This window comes from Pedobacter ginsengisoli, assembly GCF_002736205.1.
GTDB classification, from domain to species: domain Bacteria; phylum Bacteroidota; class Bacteroidia; order Sphingobacteriales; family Sphingobacteriaceae; genus Pedobacter; species Pedobacter ginsengisoli_A.
Genome location: NZ_CP024091.1, coordinates 2,758,370 through 2,779,590, shown reverse-complemented (window position 1 = coordinate 2,779,590; position 21,221 = coordinate 2,758,370). Strand labels below are relative to the sequence as shown.

Sequence of the window (21,221 nt, the reverse complement as noted above, 5' to 3'; positions counted from 1 at the left end):
TATAACCCAGAAATCATGTTAAAAAATTATATAAAACTCACTTTTAAAGTGATGCTTCGCAAGAAGTATTATACAGCACTTACCCTGATAGGAATTAGCCTGACAATTATGGTGATCACGGTATTTGCGTCCTTTCTCGATCAGATTGTAAGTGCCAATCCACCGGAAGTCCGTAGGGAAAGAACCCTGATACTAGATAAGGTATCGGTATATAAGGGCGGTAAAAAAACAGATGCTGTACCCAGTATCAACTTTCTTCAAAAAAACATACACAATTTAGAAAGCACCGAGTTCATTTCGTATTTTACGACCAGGGAATTTATTTCTTTCCTTAATGGAAAAACTGCCGGCCACGTGCTCAAGTTTTCCGATGAAAATTTCTGGAAGATTACTGATTTTGATTTTTTGGAAGGAAAACCTTTCCATGGCAATGAGGTTAGAAAAGGGGCGCGGGTTGCAGTGATCAATGAAAAGACAAAGAGCTATTTCTTTAAGGATGGCGCTGCCTTGGGTAAGACGTTTCCTATACAGGGAATTTCTTACCAGGTTATAGGCGTGGTAAAGCCCTCAACGCCTTTCAGCAGAATTTATGCTGATGTTTATGTTCCTTATACTACGGATATCAATATCCAACGAACGGATAAGGCATTGGAGGGCACTTATAATGCAATGCTGCTGGCAAAAACGAATGACTTGAAAAAGGTGCGTGCAGAGTTGAGAGGACTTTTGAAAAAGGTGAACCCGGTTTCAGGTGCAGATTCGGTAAAGGTGCATGCATTCAGCGCATTGGAACAATTCGCTAAAAGCAGCTCTTTTAACGATGATGAACCCGAGTATGGAAAGACCGCAATCATCATCAGCATTGTCCTGATTCTTTTCCTGTTAATCCCCGCGATTAGTCTGGTGAACATCAATGTTACGCGTATCGGTGAACGGGCAGAAGAAATTGGCATCCGTAAATCGTTTGGAGCTACTTCAGGTACCTTGATAGGTCAGCTGGTGACTGAAAACATTATCATCACCCTAATAGGTGGATTGATTGGGCTTGGTTTATCTGTTTACGCTTCACAGTTATTGGTGCAGTTTATTAATACTTTCGACCCTTTATTTAAAATGCCTACCGACAGTTTTGTCATCAGCTGGCGGGTATTTGGCTTCTGTCTTTTCAGTTGCCTGTTACTAGGATTGGTCTCCGGGATTTATCCAGCCTGGAAAATGTCCCGAATGGATGTTATTTATGCATTGAAAGGAGGGAATAACTTATGATTATGCACTTGTTTAAAATGATCATACATAGGAAAAAAGCGAATTTCTTCCTGTTACTGCAATTGTTTGTCACCTTTACTGCCTTGTTTCTGTGTTTGGGGTTGAATTTGAAGAAGTTAGGTAACTATTTCAGGCCACTGGGTTATCAGTATGAGGATGCCTGGCTGGTCTCACTTGATTTTCAGCAGATGCCCGAGGAAAAGAAACTGACCTATAGCACACTGATTAAGCAAAAGTTACAGGCCTTTAAAGAGGTCGAACTGGTAAGCGGTGCTCAGTTAATTCCCTTTCTACAATGGGGTAGTGAAGAAAAGATCACCTACAACAAACAAACCAGCAAAGCCCTGGAGTTTGAAGTAGATGAGGATTATCAGAAGGTGCTGGGTATTAAATTAGTTGAGGGACGATGGTTTACGGCTAAGGATGAGGTATTAAATATGATTCCCGTTGTCATAACTAAAGATCTGGCTGAACGCGATTTCACGGAGGGAAACCCTATTGGAAAAACAATTTTGATCGGGGGCAAATCCGCACGGATCGTAGGGGTATCAGAAGCTTTGAGAGAAAATACAGGAGCCGATCAGGTTCCGGGTTTTTTTGTCCCGTTGAAAACAGCTGCAACAACTTATTTACTGAAATCAAAAAACACAGACAACTTCAAACTACTGGAGGAACAGATCAGGAAATCCGTCAACTCGGTTGACGCTTCTCAAATCCTGATTAAGCAGAATATCTCTTTAACCCTGGTCAAAAAATATGCACAGAAAACAGATTACATTCAGTTGAGTATCACCTTGTTGGTGTTCGCATTTTTGCTGATCAATGTCTTTCTGGGGATCTCGGGGGTATTTAGTTATAATCTTTCAAAACGTAAAGCCGAAGTTGGCCTGCGGGTTACTATGGGGGCAAGTCCGGGGGATGTATTGAAACAATTTCTCCTGGAAGCAATGGTACTGACAACCTTAGGTATTTTACCGGGTGTGCTAATCGCGGGTCAGCTATTAATTATGCAATACTTAGACCTCTATTATGGAACTTTAAGTATTTTAGGGTCTGCGTTATTTTTGTATTTGCTGATGCTTAGTTGTGCTTTCTATCCGAGCCTGAAAGCAGCGCGGCTTAATCCTTCGGATGCTTTACATGAAGAATAAACTTATTAATTTGTTCCTATGATTTTGATTATTGATGATGATATTGCGGTATGTGCTTCATTGAGCCTGTTGTTGAAACAGAACGGATTCAAGTCCATCAAGGCAAATGGCCGGGAAGAGGCTCTCGAATATCTTAAGGAAAAACCAATAGTTGCGGTACTGCTGGACATGAATTTCTCTATGGAAACCTCGGGAGAAGACGGATTGGCGATGCTCCAGCAGATTAAAAAATCAAGGCCATTGTTGCCAGTCATTTTAATGACTGGCTGGGGCTCGATTAAACTAGCAGTTGAGGGGATGAAACTAGGGGCGGCAGATTTCATCAATAAGCCATGGGATAATGACCACCTGATGCGTGCCTTAAGAACAGCCCTGGATTTATCTACCGAAGAGGATAGCCCGGGTGCAATGAACCGGAAAAAACTGAATGATAAATATGGTTTTGAAAATATTGTCGGAGAAGACCCACGGCTTTTAGATATCCTCCAGACCATCGCGAGGGTTGCTGGTACTGACGCATCAGTACTGATTATCGGAGAAAGTGGCACCGGGAAGGAGCTTATCGCTGAAGCCATTCACCAGAACAGTTCCCGCAGGAATAAGCCCTTTGTTAAGGTTAACCTTGGAGGTATCTCTGCCAGCTTGTTTGAAAGTGAGATGTTCGGTCATAAACGCGGTGCTTTTACCGATGCCCGCAATGATAGGGTAGGCCGTTTTGAGCTGGCCGACAAAGGCACGATTTTTTTAGATGAAATAGGGGATTTGGACTTAAACAGTCAGGTGAAATTGTTACGGGTATTACAAGACCGCAAATACGAGGTGCTGGGCGATAGCCGGACCCGGGCGGTGGATTTTCGTGTAGTTTGTGCAACTAACCGTGATCTGCGGGAGATGATCGTTGCGGGAAATTTTAGAGAAGACCTTTACTACCGCATCAACCTGATCATTATTCGTTTACCACCTCTGCGGGAACGTGCAGAAGATATTCCGATTCTGGCCAATTACTTTCTTCGTAATCTTAAGGAAATTTATCAACGACCCAGGTTGCAAATTAATAACAAAGCCTCGAACTGGTTGAAATCACTTTCACTCCCTGGCAATATCAGAGAACTTAAAAACCTGATTGAACGTACAGTATTGCTCAGCGAAGGGGATGACCTTGATATCAAAGATTTTGAACAGCACTTGGAAGTGCAAAGACTATCAAATGCGCCCAAGACCTTGCCAGCTGTAGGGACATTGTCGATTGATGAAATGGAGCTTTCCATGATCAGGAATGCAATGGATTTTCATCAAAACAACATCAGTAGGGTGGCTAAAGCACTGGGTTTAAGCAGGGGAACGTTATATCGCAAACTGGAAAAATATCATATTCCCTATGAAACTCAAAACTAAAGTCTTACTGGTAGTAGTTGCAGTTCATGCGGTATTTATCTATCTACTCACTAAACTTTATACGGCAGATCGCACTGCATTTTTTATCGGAGAAGCCGTGCTTTTTGTTTCATTTTTGCTTTCTTATTGGCTCTATCAGTCGATAAGCAGGACTTTCGATACCATTTCCTCAGGAATTGAAACCTTGAAAGACAAGGATTTTAGTGCGCGGTTAAGCGAAATTGGTCACCCGGAAACGGATGAACTTATTCATGTCTACAACCTGATGATCCAGCAGTTGCGACATGAGCGCTTATTACAGGCGGAAAAAAGTTCTTTTCTGGGAAAACTGATTGAGGCATCTCCTTCCGGGATTATCATATTCGATTTTGATGGACTTATCTCTGCTATAAATCCCGCTGCAGCAAGTATATTTGACATGAAGCCAGATGAGGTTCTAAGAAAATCCCTTGGTCAGATCGGCGGAAGACTTGCTGAGGAACTAACAATGTTAGAAGTAAATGAAGCAAAAGTAGTTAACCTGGATGGTATAAAATCTTACAAATGCCACAGTGCAACCTTTACAGACCTGGGATATTCCCGGGCATTTATTACAATTGAAGAGTTAACCAGTGAGATTTATCTAAAGGAAAAAAATGCTTACGAGAAGGTGATAAAGATGATGTCTCATGAGGTGAACAATTCGATCGGTGCCATCAATTCAATGCTGAACAGTTGTTTAAATTATAAGTGCCAGCTGAACGAGGAAGATCAGGAAGATTATATGGCGGCCTTAAACACTTCTATTAACCGCAACCACGGTTTGAGTGAACTGATGTCAAATTTTGCCAGAGTCGTACGTGTTCCGGAGCCAATTAAGCATACTATTGAATTGGTCTCCTTGCTTCGATCTGTTGTTTTGCTTATGGAAGCAGGCGCGAAGAAAAAACAGTTGAACTGGTTATGGGATCTGGATGTGCTTGTATTTGAAAGCTTTGCGGATGCCCAACAGTTAGAACAAGTTTTTATTAATATACTGAAAAATGCAATTGAGGCTGCAGATCAGCTGGGGACCATACGGATTAAAACGTTATTTGCTGAGCAGATGATTTCAATTTCCAATACCGGACCCGGAATTTCAAATGAGGTGAGCCGGAAGCTTTTCTCCCCATTCTTTAGTACGACAAAAAACGGGCAGGGTATTGGACTGATGTTAACGAGAGAAATACTCTATAATCATAATTTTAAATTTTCTTTGCAAACTATTGGAGAATGGACAGAATTTAAAATCGTCATACCTGGTAGAGAGGAATAATTCATATTATCCAGGTTCCTGCTAAGACTTGTAAAGCGCGCGTAATGTTTACCTCAACTGGTTGATTTTTTTAAGGTGTTAATTAAGGACAGATAATTGATCAGGATATGAATTAAGGCTTGCAATATGGGACCTGAGAATATGACAGAGTGTATCCAGATCAAATGGTTTAGTTATGTAGCCGTCAAAACCATAAACCAGCATAAACGTTATGAATATTATAATTACAGCTGATTGCTAAAATAGGGAGTTTTGGATAGGCAGGTTTAATTCACTGACAGATAAGTATGTTGTCGGCCCCTTTAAGTTTAAAATCTAAAACCAATAGATATGGTCTTACAAATGCTACCAGATTTAACAATTTTTCATTACAGTTTTTAATCAAAGTTCCCTCAAAGCCATCGGCTTTGAGGGACAAGCTCAAGACATCCCTGATGGATGCATCGGCTTCCTGAATAAGAATTTTATGCATAACAGCTCTTTTATGAATCAGGTCAAACGAGCTTTAGCCATTACTGGAGATCGAAGATTCGATTTAATAATAGTCTGCTTGCTTTTGCACTTTATTCAGGCCCCTCGCGGATTGTTCTGAAAACACTTCAGAAACAGAAGATTTTTATGGAGAAAATTTTGCGATCTCCTTTGGTATTTGTATAACGGTCCAAAGGCAAATTTGTTTTGACTTATTTTTCAAGTAAATAATTGGGTTTTCATTATTTTAAACAATTTGATTTTCTGTGTGTTGATTTTATTCTATTTAAAAGTTCTTTTATGAGAGCAGCATTGTTTCACAAGTAAGGAGGATATCGCTAGCCTCCTTTAAACTTATTATTATGGCAAAGTATTCAGAAAAAGCATCAGAAAAGGTTGAAAAAACAATGCATGAGATGAAAGAAGGAAAACTGAGATCAGGAAGTGGGAAAAAGGTAACTTCTAAGAAGCAGGCTATTGCGATTGGATTATCAGAAGCAAGAAAGGAAGGGGCTAAAATGCCTAAAAAGAAAGGGAAATAGCTTGTTTATCACTATACCATCAGCAATTTTTGTAAATTTGGGTTTTCGAAAAGCAATCAAAAACATATTCCGTATTGACAATTTTATTTATCCTTATAATTAGTTTCATAGCATCTTTAGTACGTTCAACTTTGGGATTTGGTGAGTCACTGGTCGCCGTTCCGCTTTTTCTTTTTTTCCTGCCGGTAGATATTGCAGTTCCATTGTCCGTAATGCTGTCCGTGATTATTGCACTTATTATTGTGATACAAGACCATAAGAAGATCCATTTTTACAGTGCTAAATGGTTGATTTTTTATGCCGCACTTGGAGTACCTATTGGCATTATGATTCTGATGTATGGAAATGAAGTACTGGTAAAAATTGGCCTTGGAATATTGATTATAATATATTCCTTGTATTCGCTTCAATTTAATAGCAATAAAACATTAAATGAAGATAACAAGTTCTGGCTTTTTGTTTGTGGCTTCTTATCTGGAATATTTGGTGGAGCTTATGGTTTAAATGGTCCGCCATTGGTTGTATACGGGAATTTAAGACAATGGGACCCAAAATATTTCAGAGCCACATTACAAGCCTACTTTTTACCGGTAAGTCTTATTAGTATCATAGGATATTATGCCAAAGGGCTTGTCACCTCACAAGTGAATACTTATTTTCTTATTTCGATAATCACAGCTATGCCCGCCATATTTTTAGGGAGATATTTAAATCATCAATTGAAAGATGGATCCTTTTTTAAGTATGTTTATTGCGGGCTTATAGTGATTAGCCTAATTTTGATTATCAGTACTTATACCTCGTAAGCTATCTTTGCAAACTTATTTCTATACTCAATTGGGGTAAGTCCTGTAATCTTTTTAAATGTATCTCTAAATGCTTTTGTATCGGTATAGCCCACATCAAACATGATTTCTGATATATTTCTTCTTGATGCTTCAAAAAACTTTTTAGCAGCTTCAATTCTTACTCTTTGTATATACTCTATAGATGTGTTGTTGGTAGCCTCTTTAAATCGTCTTTCAAATGTTCTACGGCCCGTATTAATTAAATTTGCTAACGTTTCTATCGTTATTTTATCTTCAAAATGCTTTTCAATATGATCCTGTACCTTTTGAATTTCTGCATCCCCATGGTTTCTTTGACCTTTGAATATGGCAAATTGAGATTGGCTATCTCTGCCAATATCTAAAGCAAAATATTTCGAAATCATAACTGCTGTTTCCCTATCAGAAAACTTTTCAATAAGGTATAGTATTAAATTCCATAAACTACTTGCACCACCACTGCTGTAAATATTGTCGTGTTCTGTTATTATGGCTCCATCCTCTACTTCCACCTCAGGATATCTTTCTTTAAAATCACTAATGTAAGCCCAATGTGTAGAACATTTTTTACCATTCAGTAAGCCTGTTTCAGCTAAAAGGAAAGCACCAATACACAAGCTGGCTAGACTACAACCATTTTTATACAGCTTTTTAAAATAAGGAATAGCCTCTGCATTGGCCTGTATTCCTTTGGTAGTATCGCCAAATGTAGGAGGTATAATTAGTAAGTCCGTTTCACTAACATCTTTGAGTAGCCTATTGGTTTTAATTGTGTACTCTCCATTATTGGCTGGTACATAATCATTTAAACCAACGTACTCTACCTTGAAAATGGGTTTTTTACCAAATGTAGTTAAAAACTCATTAGCAGTATGGAAGCTTCTAAAAGGAGGTGTAATTGCCTCAATTACACCATACTCAGGCACAAAGACTGAAATTCGCATATCAATTATTTGATTATAATTACTAAGCTAAAAAATATTTTGTCATAATTTGCCCCCAAAGTTGTCGTTTTCGCAATAGCCCTGATTTTGTTTGCTAGTGTATCTTTGAATAGTAAAATTTAACATAAGATAACAATGGCGCAAGTAACAAGAATTACGGTAGAAGCAGCAACTAATCTTCCCGTAGCAAAAGTTTGGAAAGCTTGGAATACACCAAGCGATATTATGCAATGGAATAGTGCTGACCCAAGTTGGCATAGTCCAAGTAGTGAAAACGATCTGACAGTAGGTGGTAAGTTTAAACATAGAATGGAAGCTAAAGATGGCAGCTTTGGTTTTGACTTTGAAGGCGTTTATGATAAAGTGGATTTATATAAGGAAATTACTTACACCATGGGCGACGGAAGAAAGGCTACTACTTTATTTACAGAAGAAGATGGCAAAACTAACATAGCAACCACATTTGATGCTGAAACAGAAAATGATCCTGAATTTCAGAAACAAGGATGGCAAGCTATCTTAAACAATTTTGTGAAATATATTGAATCAACTAATTAATTAACCCTACTTATTTTAACTATTATGAAGAAGAATAAAGTAATTTTTTGGGTGGCAACGGGAATTATACTACTTTGGGAAGGAGTAATGCCGCTTGGAACTATGCTATTTGCACCCCAGTATGTAAATGCAGGTACAAAACCTTTAGGCTATCCAGATTATTTTGCCTATGCACTTATCATCTGTAAAGTACTAGGTGTTTTAGCTATTTCTTTCCCTAAAACACCTGTTAAGCTAAAAGAATGGGCTTATGCCGGGCTTACATTTAGTTTGATCTTTGCCTTCATCAGCCATGCATGCGTTGATAAAAACATCAGCTATATGATAATGCCACTTGCCGTATTAGGTATTCTGGCTGTTTCTTACAGGTATAACAATAAAATTCAGAATAATAGCAATTAATTAATCACCCATTAAATTTTATAACAATGAAAAGTAATTCAGTTTCTTTACACCGCGTTATTAAGGCAAGTCCAGAAAAAGTATTTCGGGCATTTGCAGATCCTATAGCACATTCAACATGGCTGCCACCATATGGCTTTATATGTACAGTAGAGCAAATGGATTTTAAGGTAGGAGGTAAGTTTAAAATGTCCTTTATTAACTTCAGTACCGGGAATAAACATTCTTTTGGAGGAACATATCTTGAAATAGTTCCGAATGAATTAATAAAGTATACGGATAAGTTTGATGACCCTAATTTGCCCGGAGAAATGACAACAACCGTATGGCTAAATAAGGTTTTGTGTGGCGCTGAGCTTAAAGTGCTACAAGAAGGTATACCTGAAGTAATACCCACAGAAATGTGTTATTTAGGTTGGCAGGAATCCTTGGATAAATTGATAAAACTTGTTGAACCTGAGATTCCTGATGCTTAATTTTTGCAGCTATGATTGAGTATGATCATAACAAAATAATAAGTGCTGTTTTCATAACGTTTTCAGGAAATTGCAAGAAAGCACTTAGCTTTTACCAAACCTGTTTTGGAGGGCTCTTGCAATTTGAAACTTTTGAAAAGAAAGTAAATGGTTACACTGAAATGCCTATTGTAAGTGGATCACTGATTTCTGACACTATAATTATCCACGGGTCTGATCTGGTGCACAACGAGGGAAGAAAACTCGGGAATTATATCTCCATTTTTTTGCACTGTAAAAATAGCTATGATAGAGATGAGCTTGTTAATAAGCTGGAATTTGCCAGAAAGAACTTTCTGGCAAATAATTATGATGACCAAAAGCTAATTGAAATAACAGATGCTTTTGATGTAAGGTGGGTACTGGGTATTTAGTAGTATAGATAATTAATCTATGTAGTTTTGTCATGTATAAAACTTTAACCATATGAGAAAATTAATATTAGGATTAGCTGTAACATTAGACGGATACATTGAAGGTCCCAATGGAGAGTATGATTGGTGTTTTACAGACCAAGATTATGGCCTCAATAAATTTTTTACCTGTATAGATGCGCTCTTTATTGGCCGTAAAAGCTATGAAATAGCACAGCAATATGCTAATAGCAATAATGGTGAAATGATACCTGGGATGCCGGCAATGACCGAATATGTATTCTCGAAAACATTAAAGTCAGTAAAAGAAGGAGCCGTAATTATAGCAAACAATAGTATTTCCGAAGCGCGGAGGATAAAAGAATTGCCCGGTAAAGACATATGGCTATATGGTGGGGCCTCATTAACCGAGGTATTTATGAAGGAAGGTTTAGTTGATGAATTATGGCTTTCAGTACACCCTATATTACTGGGAAGTGGCAAGCAGCTATTCCAAAGTTATGGCCACCGTACACATCTTACACTTTTAGAGAGTAAAACTTATGAGACTGGTTTGGTTTCGCTTCGTTATGGTATTAAAAATATTGCTTAAATGCACTGATACAAAAAATGAAATCTTCAACCGATCTTAATAATAAAATAATCCATTAATATAAATGGAATATCCATTTCCTTTACATTAGGTTAGTGTATGTTTGCTTTTATTGTTAAATAATGGATTACCATGAATATAAAATCTACATTCTCCTTTTTTGTTCTCCTTCTAATTATGAACGCTGGCTTTTCTCAGCAGAAACTCTCTGTTGCAGGCTCGTGGAAATTTCAGTTAGATCCAGACAAAAAAGGAGAAAAGGAACATTGGTATCAAAAACAATTTACAGATAACATTCTTTTACCTGGTACAACAGATGAGGGAAAAAAAGGAACAAAAACCAAAGGTGCCGATTATGGTATTTTGTCAAGAGCATATAAATACATTGGTGCTGCATGGTACAGCCGCGAGATAAATATTCCAGCAAACTGGAAAAATATGGAGGTAAACTTGTTTCTTGAACGGGTAATGTGGCAATCAAAAGTATGGGTAGATGATAAGCTTGTTGGAACTGAAGATGCACTTGCTGTACCTCACGTGCATAACTTAGGAAAGTTAAAACCAGGAAAACACCGCATTACCTTGCGAATTGATAATGATTTAATCTATAATATAGGCGATAAAGGCCATGTGTATACCGAATATACCCAAAGCATCTGGAATGGTGCGGTAGGGAAATTAGAACTGAGAGCAAAAAAATCTACACAGATAAGTGAAATTCAGGTATTTGCAGATGCTGAAAGTAAATCGATTGAACTGAAACTAAAGGTTAGCAATCCTGTTCCAATGAAGGTCACCTATCGTGTAATTGATTTACAAACCAACAAGCAGGTATTTCAGGCAAATGAAAAGCTAACTCCCTCCGCAAAGCAACGGCATAACCTTAAATTAAATTTTCCTGTTAAACTGTGGGATGAATTTTCTCCTAATCGCTACAAAATAACTGCGAGTTTGCAAAACGAAAACCAGATCGCAACAAATTTTGGCTTTCGAAGTATTGGGCATTCTGCCTCAAAAATATTGATAAATGATGCTCCGGTTTTTTTACGGGGAAATCTGGATTGTGTACACTTTCCTCTTACAGGCTATCCTTCATGCGATGTTAAGGAATGGGAAAGGATCTTTAAAATATACAAATCTTATGGACTCAACCATGTCCGCTTTCATTCCTGGTGTCCGCCTGAAGCAGCTTTTGAGGCAGCAGATAAGCTTGGCATTTATATACAGGCCGAAACCATTTGGATAGATTGGTGGATGACTGATCCACCTAAAGACAGACCGGATATGGAAACTAAAGGACATCCCAACGGTCTCGGTAAAAACCCATCAGCAGATAAGTTTGTACAGGATGAAATGCAGCGTATGATTGATGCATATGGAAATCATCCTTCATTTGTGATGCTTTGTATCGGAAACGAATTAGGTAATTCAGATTTTAACCAGATGGAGCAATGGGTTAAAAAGCTAAAAGAAAAAGACAACAGAAGACTATATGCTACATCTACTGCAAGGAAAATAATGTCAGTTGATGACTATTCTGTTACCCATAACATCCCAAATGTAGGTGGTACCTATGGTTTAAAAGGAGGACGTTCAGACTATGATCTGGAAAAAAACTATTCACAAAGTAATATCCCAATTATTGCACACGAAGTTGGTCAGTTCCCGGTTTATCCATTGTGGTCAGAAATAGATAAATATAAAGGGGTTTTAAAAGCAAGGAATCTCGAGGTATGCAGGGAATCGGCCATCGCTTCCGGGCTTGAAGGTCAGGATTCTATATTTCATTTTGCAAGCGGGGCCTCACAAAGGATCTTATATAAAAGTTTAATTGAAAACTTCTATCGCACTCAATCATGTGCCGGATTTCAAATGCTTAGCATGCAGGATTATCAGGGGCAGGGCGAAGCTTTAGTTGGTTGGTTAGATGTGTTTTATGATGACAAAGGAACAACAAGTCCGCAGTATTTTAAGCAGTACAATAATCATGTTGTACCTCTGGCCAGGATTAAAAAATTTGTGTGGGAAAACTCAGAAACCTTTAGCGCATCATTAGAAGTTGCCAATTACAGTAATGATACTATACAAAATAGTGTGAGCTGGGAGGTTATTGATAATGAAGGGAAAATTCTTGGCAAGGGTATTAGTAATCCCACTACTATAAAAAGAGGAGAGGTTAAGGCCATCTCAGAAATTAGCGTTCCCTTAAACACTGTATTAAAGGCTACTAAGGCAAAACTTGTGGTTAGTTTGCCAGGTACATCTTATCGCAATGAATGGGATCTCTGGGTATATCCTCAAAATTTAACAAACCCTTCTACTGCAGAAGTTATTGAAAGTAACCAGCTTGACAGTAAAACCTTGGATGCGCTGGCCAACGGTAAAACTGTACTGCTTTATGCCTCCAAACTTGGTAAAGATGCAAGTTTCAGACCATTGTTTTTTACCCCTTTGTTTTGGTCTAACGTATTTTTTCCAGGGCAAGAGAACACTACACTTGGAGCATACATTAACAATAAACACGATCTCTATAAGTATTTCCCTACCGATAACTATTCAGATTGGCAGTGGGAACCAATTAGCAAGGGCAGATCTTTTAAACTTGCAAGCTGGCCAAAAGATATTGAGCCAATAGCCCAACCCATAAGTGATTTCCATATTAATGAGAAATTGGGCTCACTTATAGAATGTAAAGTTGGAAAAGGTAAGCTGTTAATTTGCGGATATGATATACAAGAGGCAACAAATCCTGTAGCTAAGCAATTAAGATATAGTGTTTTAAAATATGTAGAGAACGAAACCTTTTTGCCGAAAGTGAATGTTGATGCTAACTTTTTAAAAGAAAATTTCCCTTTGGTACAGGAAGCTGAAAGTAAGGTACCAGTACCGGCTGCATTTGCGGATGCATTGGTTTATGTTAAAGCAGAGCCTGAAAATGTAGTGTTAAAGCGTAGTACTAAATACGCACTGAAGGACTCAGAAGGTATTTGGCGCTGGGATAAAAAGGCTGCCTGGTATGGTAAGAAACTGGAAATAGAAATCAACCCACCTCAGGGCGTAATTGGGGAGTTGTTTATTCATTTTGAAGATTGGAACAATGAAGGCAGGATAGCTAAAATTTGGATTGATGGCAGAGAGTTCTCAACCGGAAAACTTGATAAGCAGGGTAAATGGATAAAACTGTTTGTGATGAGAGAGGATACAAACGACGGTAAATTAGTAATCCGGATTGATTCGCAATCTGGCAGTAATGCTATGATTGATGAACTTGTGTTTTTAGAAAATAAGTAGATTCTACATTATAATGTTATTTTTGAAAAAAGTATTAGTCAGTAGATTAAGCTTGTTTAAATAGCATATAACATAACTCAATTTATATTGAAAACATTAGTATTAGGAGCATCAGGACAATTAGGGCAATGTCTTAAGGCAGTTGCCTCGAAAAGAAATATCGGAACACTAGACTTTCCGGATGAAACTACAGCAAACATTCTGGATGTTGAGAAACTAAAAGCTTTGTTTGCAGATAAAAAGCCTGAATACGTAATCAATTGCGCTGCTTATACAGCGGTCGATAAGGCTGAAGATGATGTTGAGCTTTGTCGATTAATAAACAAGCAGGGGGCATTAAACATTGCCTTGCTTTGTAAAGAATTTGGAGCTACACTTGTTCACGTTTCAACAGACTTCGTTTTTGAAGGTGCTATCCCTGAATTGCTAAAAGAAGATGATTTGGCAAAACCGATTAGTATTTATGGCTTAACTAAGCTTGAAGGTGAGGCAGATATTATTGATAATCTTAATGAGCATTACATTATTCGCACAAGCTGGTTGTATTCTGAGTATGCAAATAACTTTGTGAAAACAATGTTGAAACTAGGAGCAGATCGTGATGAGTTGAATATTATAGCTGATCAGATTGGCTCACCAACTTATGCTATTGATCTGGCAGGTGCAATTCTGGACATTATTGCTTCTGGTAAAACCGAATATGGAATATATCATTATAGTAATGAAGGCTCTATTTCATGGTTTGATTTTGCTAAAGGTATTTTCGATATCAGTAATACACAGGTAAAAGTTGGCCCGATTCCAACTTCTGCCTATCCAACAAGAGCCAGCAGACCCAAATTCTCTGTAATGGATAAAACAAAGATTAAAGCAACTTTTGGAATAGAAATACCTTATTGGAGAGATAGTTTAGTGAGGTGCATTGAGCAATTATCTGTATTAGAAAAGGGTTAAAACATAGGGTAACTAAACCCTGATGTAAAAAAAGAACGGAATTATATAAATCTTTCTCCGTTCTTTTTCCAATCTTTGAACCGTAATGAAAAGAACACTGCTTACCATACTCGCCATTTTCTATCTGGGTGTTTCCAGTGGGGCAGCTGTGCATTTTCATTATTGCATGGACAAGCTGGTAAGCTGGAGCATGTCAAAACAAACTGGTAAGCTATGCGATTTCTGTAAAATGCCTTTGGCAGAATCTAAAAAGAAATCATGCTGTAAAGATGTTAAGCATGAAGTTAAGGTCGAGAATTCTCAAAAAGTAAATCAAGCGGTTTATAAATTTGATCAGCCATCTACTGCAATCTTGTCAGCAGAATTATTTGTTAATTATCAGGCTCCGGTGCCTGTTAAAATTATAAGGGAAGCATTAAGCAATGCACCACCTAACGGACAGCAAGTGCCTGTCTACCTAAAAAACTGTACCTACAGAATATAATACCCTCTTTCTTTTCTAATGCCCGGCACATCCGTGCCCTGGTTACAGCATTACTGTAGCCCCAATTTTTATTTATACCAATTTCTTTAAAACTTATTAAGATGAACTCATTAAGATCTCTTCTGGTAGTCGGCTTGACTTTCCTTGGTAGTGCTGTATTTGCACAATCTAAAACCGATAAAATTAAAGTATCAGGAAACTGTGGAATGTGTAAAAAGCGCATTGAAACTGCCCTTAAAGTTGAAGGCGTTAATACTGCCGTATGGGATGTAAAATCTAAAATATTAACCGTAAGCTATGACAGTGCCAAGATTACGGCTGATAACATTCAGCAAAAAATTGCGGCAGCAGGGCACGATACTCAGAAAATTACTGCCAAACAAGAAAATTATAGCAAACTACCTTCATGCTGCCAATACGATAGAAAGAGTACAGACAAAAAATAACTAAAAGAAAGAGGGTTATTAACAATGGTACATAAAATTATAGAATGGTCGATGCACAATAGATTTATTGTGTTGGTACTTTCTGCCGGTTTATTTATATGGGGAGTCTTCTCCGTGCAAAAGAATCCGATAGATGCGATTCCTGATCTTTCAGAAAATCAGGTAATCGTATTTACCGAGTGGATGGGCAGATCGCCACAGTTAATTGAAGATCAGGTAACTTATCCGCTGGTTACCAATTTGCAGGGAATACCAAAAATTAAGTACGTAAGAGGTTCTTCCATGTTTGGAATGAGTTTCATATACGTGATTTTTGAAGATGATGTAGATGTTTATTGGGCCAGAGAAAGGGTTCTGGAACGGATAAGTACCATTTCCAGAACGCTGCCCGAAGGTGTATCTCCACAACTTGGACCAGATGGAACAGGAGTAGGCCATGTATTGTGGTATACCCTGGATGCTCCTGAGATGGATTTGGGAGAGCAGCGCGCAATACAGGATTGGTATGTGAAGTTTGCTTTGCAAACCGTTCCGGGAGTAAGCGAAATAGCCTCATTTGGTGGTTTCCAAAAGCAATATCAAATCTCAATAGATCCAAATAAACTGCTTTACTATAAACTTACTGTACCACAGGTAATAGCCGCTGTTAGGAGTAATAACAACGAATCTGGCGGCCGAAAATTTGAGATGAGCGATATGGGCTATATCATCAAAACATCGGGCTACCTCAAGTCAATTCAAGAAATTTCAAACATCCCGGTAAAGAATCAGAACGGTACACCGGTAAAGGTATCCGATCTGGCTACCGTTCAGATGACGGGAGAAACCAGGTTAGGCATATTTGACCAGGATGGTAAAGGCGAACGGGCAGGCGGTATTGTAGTTATGCGATACGGCGAAAATGCCGCGCAGGTGATTGATCGTGTAAAAGAAAAGATGAAGGAAGTGTCGAAAGGATTACCTAAGGGCGTAAAATTTGATATCGTTTACGATAGAGGTGAACTAATTAAAGAATCGGTTGATTCTATAAAAAATACACTGATCGAAGAGATGATAGTAGTGTCGCTCATCGTGTTTGTATTCCTCTTTCACTGGCGTAGTGCCCTGAGCATAATTATACAAATTCCCATTACAATTGCCGCAAGTTTTATCCTGCTTAATGCCTTTGATATCTCATCGAACATCATGTCACTAACCGGTATTGCACTGGCCATCGGGGTAATTGTAGATAATGGGATTATCATGAGCGAAAATGCCTATAAGCATTTGGCAGAGCGATATGAACAGTGGGAAAAAGATCAAAATAAAACTACAGTATCATGAGGAACTGGTTTAAAAATATATTTCGCAAATCTCCGGATTGGATTAGCGAAGAAGATCGCCTTGCCGTGATCACTAAATCCAGCAAACAGGTATCCAGAGGTGTATTCTTTGCTACGGTAATTATTATAACCTCCTTTTTACCCGTATTTATGCTAACCGGACAGGAAGGGAAATTGTTTCATCCGCTGGCCTACACCAAAACATTCATCATGATTGTTGATGCTTTGCTGGTGATTACGTTAGCGCCTGTACTGATCTCTTTCTTTATGAAAGGGAAATTCAGACCAGACCATGCAAACCCCGTAAACAGGCTTTTGGAAAAGGTTTATGAGCCAATTATCAGAACGGTATTGAAATGGAGAAAAACAACTATTGGCATTAACATTATCGCTTTGCTGATTACCATTCCGTTGCTTAAAAATTTAGGAACAGAGTTTATACCACCTTTAGATGAGCAAAGTATTTTGTTTATGCCGGTAACGCTGCCTGATGTTTCAAATGCAGAGGCAAAGCGGATATTACAGGTTCAGGATAAGATAATTAAAGCGGTACCCGAAGTTGATAAGGTTCTGGGAAAAGCAGGAAGGGCAAATACCGCTACAGATAATTCACCGATCAGTATGATCGAAACAATTATTACACTAAAACCTAAAAGCGAGTGGAGAGAGGGCATCACCAAAAAAGATATTGTTTCAGAACTGGATGCCAAGCTTCAAATTCCGGGTGTGGTAAACGGCTGGACACAGCCAATTATTAACAGGATCAATATGCTGGCTACCGGTATCCGTACCGATGTAGGGATAAAGGTATTCGGACAAAATCTGGATACCATTGCCTCAGTTTCTGAAAAGGTAAAGGCCGCATTAGCAGGTACGCCTGGGGTAAGCGATTTATTTGTTGAGCCCATTACTGGCGGTAAATATTTAACTATAGATGTAAAAAGAGAAGAGCTGGCAAGGTATGGCTTAAACGTAGACGATGTTAATCAGGTTGTTGAAAGTGCCCTGGGTGGAGCAACCATTGGCAATACCATTGAAGGTAGGCAACGCTTTTCTATAAGTGTCCGTTTGGCTCAGGAATATCGTAACAGCGTAGAGCGTATTCAAAGAATCCCTATTCAATCAGCTTCTTTTGGTGAAGTTCCTTTATCGGCAGTTGCCGATGTGAAGTTTGAAGATGGGCCGCCAATGATCAGCTCTGATAATGCTATTCTTCGGGGTGCGGTAATGTTTAACGTTCGCGATAGAGATTTGGGTAGTACGGTTAAAGATGCAATTGAAAAACTGAATAAAGAGAGAGGTGTTCTTCCCCAAGGATATTTTCTGGAATGGAGTGGCCAGTACGAAAACCTGATCAGGGGTAAGCAAACGTTGATGTGGATAGCTCCGGTGGTTCTGGTAATCATTTTCTTCTCACTGTATTTTGCATTTCGCTCTATCAGAGAGGCATTCTTAAGCCTGATCACTGTTCCTTTTGCCTTAATTGGGGGAGCTTACATGATTTATTTTTGGGGAGTTAACCTCTCTGTTGGTGTGGCTGTGGGCTTTATTGCTTTGTTTGGGATAGCTGTAGAAACCGGTATTGTGATGGTAATTTACCTGAATGATGCCATGCAGCAACTTATCAAATTAAAAGGCAATTCTAATGAGACAATTACAAAGGATGACCTTAGAGAATATGTAATTCATGGTGCAGCCAAAAGGTTAAGACCAAAATTGATGACGGTTTGCGTGTCGTTATTCGGATTGGTGCCAGTGTTATGGGCTAGTGGCGTTGGGGTAGATGTAATGCAGCCAATAGTATTGCCAATGATAGGTGGTGTACTAACCTCTTCTACACACATTCTGTTGGTTACGCCACTTATCTTTTTAATGTCCAAAGAGTATGAATTGAGGAAATATGGAAAACTGGAGGTTCACGATGTACATCATTAAAAAATTAACATGGGTATTGTTGTTGCTGCCCTTTTACACTGCAGCCCAGCAAAAACAGGTGCTATCGTTGGATACGATTTTGTACCGTATAGATAAAAATAATCTTTTACTGCAATCGTATGGCTTAAAAGCCGAGAGCTATAAACATACCGCCAAAGCGGCTACAGCCTGGATGGCGCCAATGATAGGTGTGGGTACTTTTATGACCCCTTATCCGGGTCAGGAACTTATGGACGACAGGGATAAAGGATCTATAATGGTGCAGCTGGAACAGGATATTCCAAACCTGTCTAAATTAAATGCCAACAAGCGTTATATCGAATCGAAAGGTAAGGCAGAGAATGAAACCCGCGGCATTACCTTAAATGAATATAAAACACAGGCAAAGCGATTATATTTCGGTTGGCTGGTTGCAGCTCAGAAAATAGAGGTGCTTAAGCAAAATGAAAAAATCATGCAAACCATGAAGAAGATTGAAGAGATCAGGTATCCCTTTAATCAATCGAAATTGGGTAGCGTATATAAAACCACTGCAAAACTGGAAGAAAACAGAAATATGATCCGTATGCAGGAAGGGGATATTGCTAAATCAAAAGCATGGTTAAATAGTTTAATGAACCAGCCCGGAAATGCAGATATAGCTATTGATACCAATTATCAGCCAAAGTTTGTACAGGCAAATGCTATTGATACAGGAAGCCTGGCCATGGCCAGAAACGATATCAAGAAGATGGATTATAATATCCAATCTATGCAACTAAATATCGAAGCAATGAAAAAGCAAAGCAAGCCCGATTTTAAGCTGCGGTTCGATCATATGTCGCCCTTAACCAAGATGATGCCTAAAGCTTTCAGTGTAATGGGTATGGTAAGCATTCCTATTGCCCCATGGTCTTCAAAAATGTACAAATCAGAAGTGAAGGGCATGGAATATGAAGTACAGGCAATGGGCAAAGAGAAGGCCGCTATGCTACAGGAAACACAAGGGATGCTCTATGGTATGCAGTTCGAAATCCAGTCTATGCAAAAGCGTATTGATGCTATGGAAACTAAGATTATTCCAACACTGCAAAAATCGCTGGATGTTAACTTTTTAAACTACCGTGAGAATAAGATGGAACTGCCAGAGGTAATTGATTCGTGGGAAGCACTTACCATGATGCAGACCAGTGTTTTAGATGAGAAATTGAAACTTTATTTAATGATAGCCGATTATGAGAAAGAATTATATCGCTAAGCTGCAAACCTACAGACTGGTTGCACTTGCCCTGATCGGCTTATTGGCAATTAGCGCTTGCAACAGTGCTAAAAACAATAAACATACCAATCACGATGATCCGGGTGTGGTAAAAATTGACAGTAATCTTTCTCACTTGTTGAAGCCTTCAAACGAGCAGGTAGTATCTACACTACCTGTAATTAAGGCCGAATATGGTACTAAAATATTTACGGAAGAGGCTCAAGGTATCATTAATTACGATACAAGAAATCAGAGCAGTATTGCCAGCAGAGTGAGTGGAAGAATAGAGCGTTTGCTAATCAAATACAATTATCAGCCAGTTAAAAAAGGACAACTGATAATGGAGGTTTACTCTCCGGATTTGGCGGCTGCACAGCAGGAATTGCTATTCCTGAAAGGTACAGGAACTGATCAGACCATGTTGCAGGGAGCAAAGCAACGCTTAATGTTACTGGGGATGAGTGCTGCCAGCATCAATCAGCTCTTAAAAACAGGAAAGGTAAATTACCGTATTCCGATATACAGCAATGCAGATGGATACATCCTCGAAAAATCTGCAGCACCGGCACCTGTTGCTAGTGCAAGGGCATCGACAGCATCATCTGGTGGAGACGGAATGGATAATATGGGAGGCGGAGGGAGCCCATCGGCAGCAGCTCCTGTAAGTGCTGTTCCGGTAAATTCTCCTGTGCTTTTGCGTGTCGGGCAATATGTAAGCGCCGGACAATCGCTTTTTACCATCTACAATGCCAATCAGCTGATTGCTGAATTTTCCTTAAAGCCTGCCCTGGCGTCGCTGATTAAAAAGGGAGACAAGTTTTTATTCTATAAAACCGCTGATAAAAGTACCATTCAGAATGCCGGTATAGGTATGATACAGCCAGTTTTTAAAGATGGAGTGAACTTTACCATTGCCCGCACTTATCTTAATAAACCAAACTTTAGGGTAGGTGAGCTACTAACTGCCAGAATTCCTGTATTACTTGAGGCATCCTGGTGGTTGCCAGAATCAGCTGCGGTATCTCTTGGTAATAAAACAGTGGTGTTTAAAAAGGGAGGTAATGTTGTTATCCCTAAAGTTGTAAAATCGGGGGTTACCATATCCGGAATGATACAGATTAAAGAAGACATCAGGAACTGGGAGGTAAGTAAAAATGCAGCTTATCTGGTAGATAGCGAAAGCTTCATAAAAATGACTGAAAACAAAAGAAATTAAGT

The 21,221-nt window shown here is 38.8% G+C and carries 21 protein-coding genes; 19 read left to right on the top strand and 2 right to left on the bottom strand.

Annotation, left to right across the window (positions count from 1 at the left end; all coding sequences use genetic code 11):
* The first annotated feature begins 15 nt into the window (after positions 1-15).
* Genes CPT03_RS11465 through CPT03_RS11450 form a run of 4 tightly spaced genes read left to right on the top strand, consistent with a single transcriptional unit; the run spans position 16 to position 5,106 of the window.
* Positions 16-1,266: an ABC transporter permease gene (locus CPT03_RS11465; RefSeq protein ID WP_099438983.1), complete on the top strand. Its 1,251-nt coding sequence runs from the start codon at positions 16-18 to the stop codon at positions 1,264-1,266.
* A 17-nt stretch (positions 1,267-1,283) separates the two neighbouring features.
* On the top strand, positions 1,284-2,417 hold the full coding sequence (locus CPT03_RS11460) for an ABC transporter permease (protein WP_172954170.1): 1,134 nt from the start codon (positions 1,284-1,286) through the stop codon (positions 2,415-2,417).
* Between the two features lie 18 nt (positions 2,418-2,435).
* Positions 2,436-3,812: a sigma-54-dependent transcriptional regulator gene (locus CPT03_RS11455; protein WP_099438981.1), complete on the top strand. Its 1,377-nt coding sequence runs from the start codon at positions 2,436-2,438 to the stop codon at positions 3,810-3,812.
* Positions 3,796-5,106: a sensor histidine kinase gene (locus CPT03_RS11450; protein WP_099438980.1), complete on the top strand. Its 1,311-nt coding sequence runs from the start codon at positions 3,796-3,798 to the stop codon at positions 5,104-5,106. Before CPT03_RS11455 ends, CPT03_RS11450 begins: the two co-directional genes overlap by 17 nt.
* Before the next feature lie 271 nt (positions 5,107-5,377).
* Here CPT03_RS11450 and CPT03_RS11445 read toward each other — a convergent pair whose 3' ends face one another.
* Positions 5,378-5,578, bottom strand: coding sequence for a hypothetical protein (locus tag CPT03_RS11445; protein ID WP_099438979.1), 201 nt, complete (start codon positions 5,576-5,578; stop codon positions 5,378-5,380).
* A gap of 361 nt (positions 5,579-5,939) precedes the next feature.
* Here CPT03_RS11445 and CPT03_RS11440 point away from each other — a divergent pair, with 361 nt between their 5' ends.
* Positions 5,940-6,119 (top strand): DUF6496 domain-containing protein, encoded by a 180-nt coding sequence (locus CPT03_RS11440; protein ID WP_099438978.1) that lies wholly within the window; start codon positions 5,940-5,942, stop codon positions 6,117-6,119.
* 74 nt (positions 6,120-6,193) lie between these two features.
* A complete protein-coding gene (locus CPT03_RS11435) occupies positions 6,194-6,925 on the top strand; it encodes a sulfite exporter TauE/SafE family protein (protein WP_099438977.1) in 732 nt (243 codons plus the stop codon).
* Here the strand turns inward: CPT03_RS11435 and CPT03_RS11430 are convergent.
* A complete protein-coding gene (locus CPT03_RS11430; RefSeq protein ID WP_099438976.1) occupies positions 6,913-7,890 on the bottom strand; it encodes a GlxA family transcriptional regulator in 978 nt (325 codons plus the stop codon). The genes CPT03_RS11435 and CPT03_RS11430 overlap by 13 nt on opposite strands.
* Positions 7,891-8,025: 135 nt before the next feature.
* Between CPT03_RS11430 and CPT03_RS11425 the strand changes: the two genes are divergently transcribed.
* The 13 genes from CPT03_RS11425 (at position 8,026) to CPT03_RS11365 (ending at position 21,219) form a co-directional block, all read left to right on the top strand.
* Entirely contained in the window at positions 8,026-8,448 is a 423-nt protein-coding gene (locus CPT03_RS11425; protein WP_099438975.1) for an SRPBCC family protein, read from the top strand.
* Positions 8,449-8,472: 24 nt separating this feature from the next.
* A complete protein-coding gene (locus CPT03_RS11420; RefSeq protein ID WP_099438974.1) occupies positions 8,473-8,850 on the top strand; it encodes a DoxX family protein in 378 nt (125 codons plus the stop codon).
* Between the two features lie 26 nt (positions 8,851-8,876).
* On the top strand, positions 8,877-9,326 hold the full coding sequence (locus CPT03_RS11415) for an SRPBCC family protein (RefSeq protein WP_099438973.1): 450 nt from the start codon (positions 8,877-8,879) through the stop codon (positions 9,324-9,326).
* An 11-nt stretch (positions 9,327-9,337) separates the two neighbouring features.
* Positions 9,338-9,739: a glyoxalase gene (locus CPT03_RS11410; RefSeq protein WP_099438972.1), complete on the top strand. Its 402-nt coding sequence runs from the start codon at positions 9,338-9,340 to the stop codon at positions 9,737-9,739.
* A 52-nt stretch (positions 9,740-9,791) separates the two neighbouring features.
* Complete coding sequence (locus tag CPT03_RS11405) at positions 9,792-10,331, top strand: dihydrofolate reductase family protein (RefSeq protein ID WP_099438971.1); 540 nt, start codon at positions 9,792-9,794, stop codon at positions 10,329-10,331.
* A 177-nt stretch (positions 10,332-10,508) separates the two neighbouring features.
* Positions 10,509-13,622 (top strand): sugar-binding domain-containing protein, encoded by a 3,114-nt coding sequence (locus tag CPT03_RS11400; RefSeq protein ID WP_172954169.1) that lies wholly within the window; start codon positions 10,509-10,511, stop codon positions 13,620-13,622.
* Between the two features lie 87 nt (positions 13,623-13,709).
* A complete protein-coding gene (gene rfbD, locus CPT03_RS11395; RefSeq protein WP_099438969.1) occupies positions 13,710-14,576 on the top strand; it encodes a dTDP-4-dehydrorhamnose reductase in 867 nt (288 codons plus the stop codon).
* A gap of 85 nt (positions 14,577-14,661) precedes the next feature.
* The gene (locus CPT03_RS11390; protein ID WP_099438968.1) at positions 14,662-15,060 is read left to right on the top strand and encodes an HYC_CC_PP family protein; all 399 of its coding nucleotides are present in this window, start codon (positions 14,662-14,664) and stop codon (positions 15,058-15,060) included.
* A 101-nt stretch (positions 15,061-15,161) separates the two neighbouring features.
* Positions 15,162-15,506: a heavy-metal-associated domain-containing protein gene (locus tag CPT03_RS11385; RefSeq protein ID WP_099438967.1), complete on the top strand. Its 345-nt coding sequence runs from the start codon at positions 15,162-15,164 to the stop codon at positions 15,504-15,506.
* Positions 15,507-15,530: 24 nt separating this feature from the next.
* The gene (locus CPT03_RS11380) at positions 15,531-16,829 is read left to right on the top strand and encodes an efflux RND transporter permease subunit (protein ID WP_099438966.1); all 1,299 of its coding nucleotides are present in this window, start codon (positions 15,531-15,533) and stop codon (positions 16,827-16,829) included.
* Positions 16,826-18,763 (top strand): efflux RND transporter permease subunit, encoded by a 1,938-nt coding sequence (locus CPT03_RS11375; RefSeq protein ID WP_099438965.1) that lies wholly within the window; start codon positions 16,826-16,828, stop codon positions 18,761-18,763. Before CPT03_RS11380 ends, CPT03_RS11375 begins: the two co-directional genes overlap by 4 nt.
* Positions 18,750-20,000: a TolC family protein gene (locus CPT03_RS11370; protein WP_099438964.1), complete on the top strand. Its 1,251-nt coding sequence runs from the start codon at positions 18,750-18,752 to the stop codon at positions 19,998-20,000. Before CPT03_RS11375 ends, CPT03_RS11370 begins: the two co-directional genes overlap by 14 nt.
* Positions 19,978-21,219 (top strand): efflux RND transporter periplasmic adaptor subunit, encoded by a 1,242-nt coding sequence (locus CPT03_RS11365; RefSeq protein ID WP_099438963.1) that lies wholly within the window; start codon positions 19,978-19,980, stop codon positions 21,217-21,219. Before CPT03_RS11370 ends, CPT03_RS11365 begins: the two co-directional genes overlap by 23 nt.
* Positions 21,220-21,221 lie beyond the last annotated feature (2 nt).

Coding starts and splice junctions, on each gene's coding strand:
- CPT03_RS11365 (WP_099438963.1), top strand. CDS start 19,978: ATGAGAAAGAATTATATCGCTAAGCTGCAAACCTACAGACTGGTTGCA.
- CPT03_RS11380 (WP_099438966.1), top strand. CDS start 15,531: ATGGTACATAAAATTATAGAATGGTCGATGCACAATAGATTTATTGTG.
- CPT03_RS11390 (WP_099438968.1), top strand. CDS start 14,662: ATGAAAAGAACACTGCTTACCATACTCGCCATTTTCTATCTGGGTGTT.
- CPT03_RS11375 (WP_099438965.1), top strand. CDS start 16,826: ATGAGGAACTGGTTTAAAAATATATTTCGCAAATCTCCGGATTGGATT.
- CPT03_RS11405 (WP_099438971.1), top strand. CDS start 9,792: ATGAGAAAATTAATATTAGGATTAGCTGTAACATTAGACGGATACATT.
- CPT03_RS11445 (WP_099438979.1), bottom strand. CDS start 5,578: ATGCATAAAATTCTTATTCAGGAAGCCGATGCATCCATCAGGGATGTC.
- CPT03_RS11385 (WP_099438967.1), top strand. CDS start 15,162: ATGAACTCATTAAGATCTCTTCTGGTAGTCGGCTTGACTTTCCTTGGT.
- CPT03_RS11440 (WP_099438978.1), top strand. CDS start 5,940: ATGGCAAAGTATTCAGAAAAAGCATCAGAAAAGGTTGAAAAAACAATG.
- CPT03_RS11425 (WP_099438975.1), top strand. CDS start 8,026: ATGGCGCAAGTAACAAGAATTACGGTAGAAGCAGCAACTAATCTTCCC.
- CPT03_RS11415 (WP_099438973.1), top strand. CDS start 8,877: ATGAAAAGTAATTCAGTTTCTTTACACCGCGTTATTAAGGCAAGTCCA.
- CPT03_RS11400 (WP_172954169.1), top strand. CDS start 10,509: ATGAACGCTGGCTTTTCTCAGCAGAAACTCTCTGTTGCAGGCTCGTGG.
- CPT03_RS11460 (WP_172954170.1), top strand. CDS start 1,284: ATGATCATACATAGGAAAAAAGCGAATTTCTTCCTGTTACTGCAATTG.
- CPT03_RS11430 (WP_099438976.1), bottom strand. CDS start 7,890: ATGCGAATTTCAGTCTTTGTGCCTGAGTATGGTGTAATTGAGGCAATT.
- CPT03_RS11450 (WP_099438980.1), top strand. CDS start 3,796: ATGAAACTCAAAACTAAAGTCTTACTGGTAGTAGTTGCAGTTCATGCG.
- CPT03_RS11420 (WP_099438974.1), top strand. CDS start 8,473: ATGAAGAAGAATAAAGTAATTTTTTGGGTGGCAACGGGAATTATACTA.
- CPT03_RS11465 (WP_099438983.1), top strand. CDS start 16: ATGTTAAAAAATTATATAAAACTCACTTTTAAAGTGATGCTTCGCAAG.
- CPT03_RS11370 (WP_099438964.1), top strand. CDS start 18,750: ATGTACATCATTAAAAAATTAACATGGGTATTGTTGTTGCTGCCCTTT.
- CPT03_RS11410 (WP_099438972.1), top strand. CDS start 9,338: ATGATTGAGTATGATCATAACAAAATAATAAGTGCTGTTTTCATAACG.
- CPT03_RS11455 (WP_099438981.1), top strand. CDS start 2,436: ATGATTTTGATTATTGATGATGATATTGCGGTATGTGCTTCATTGAGC.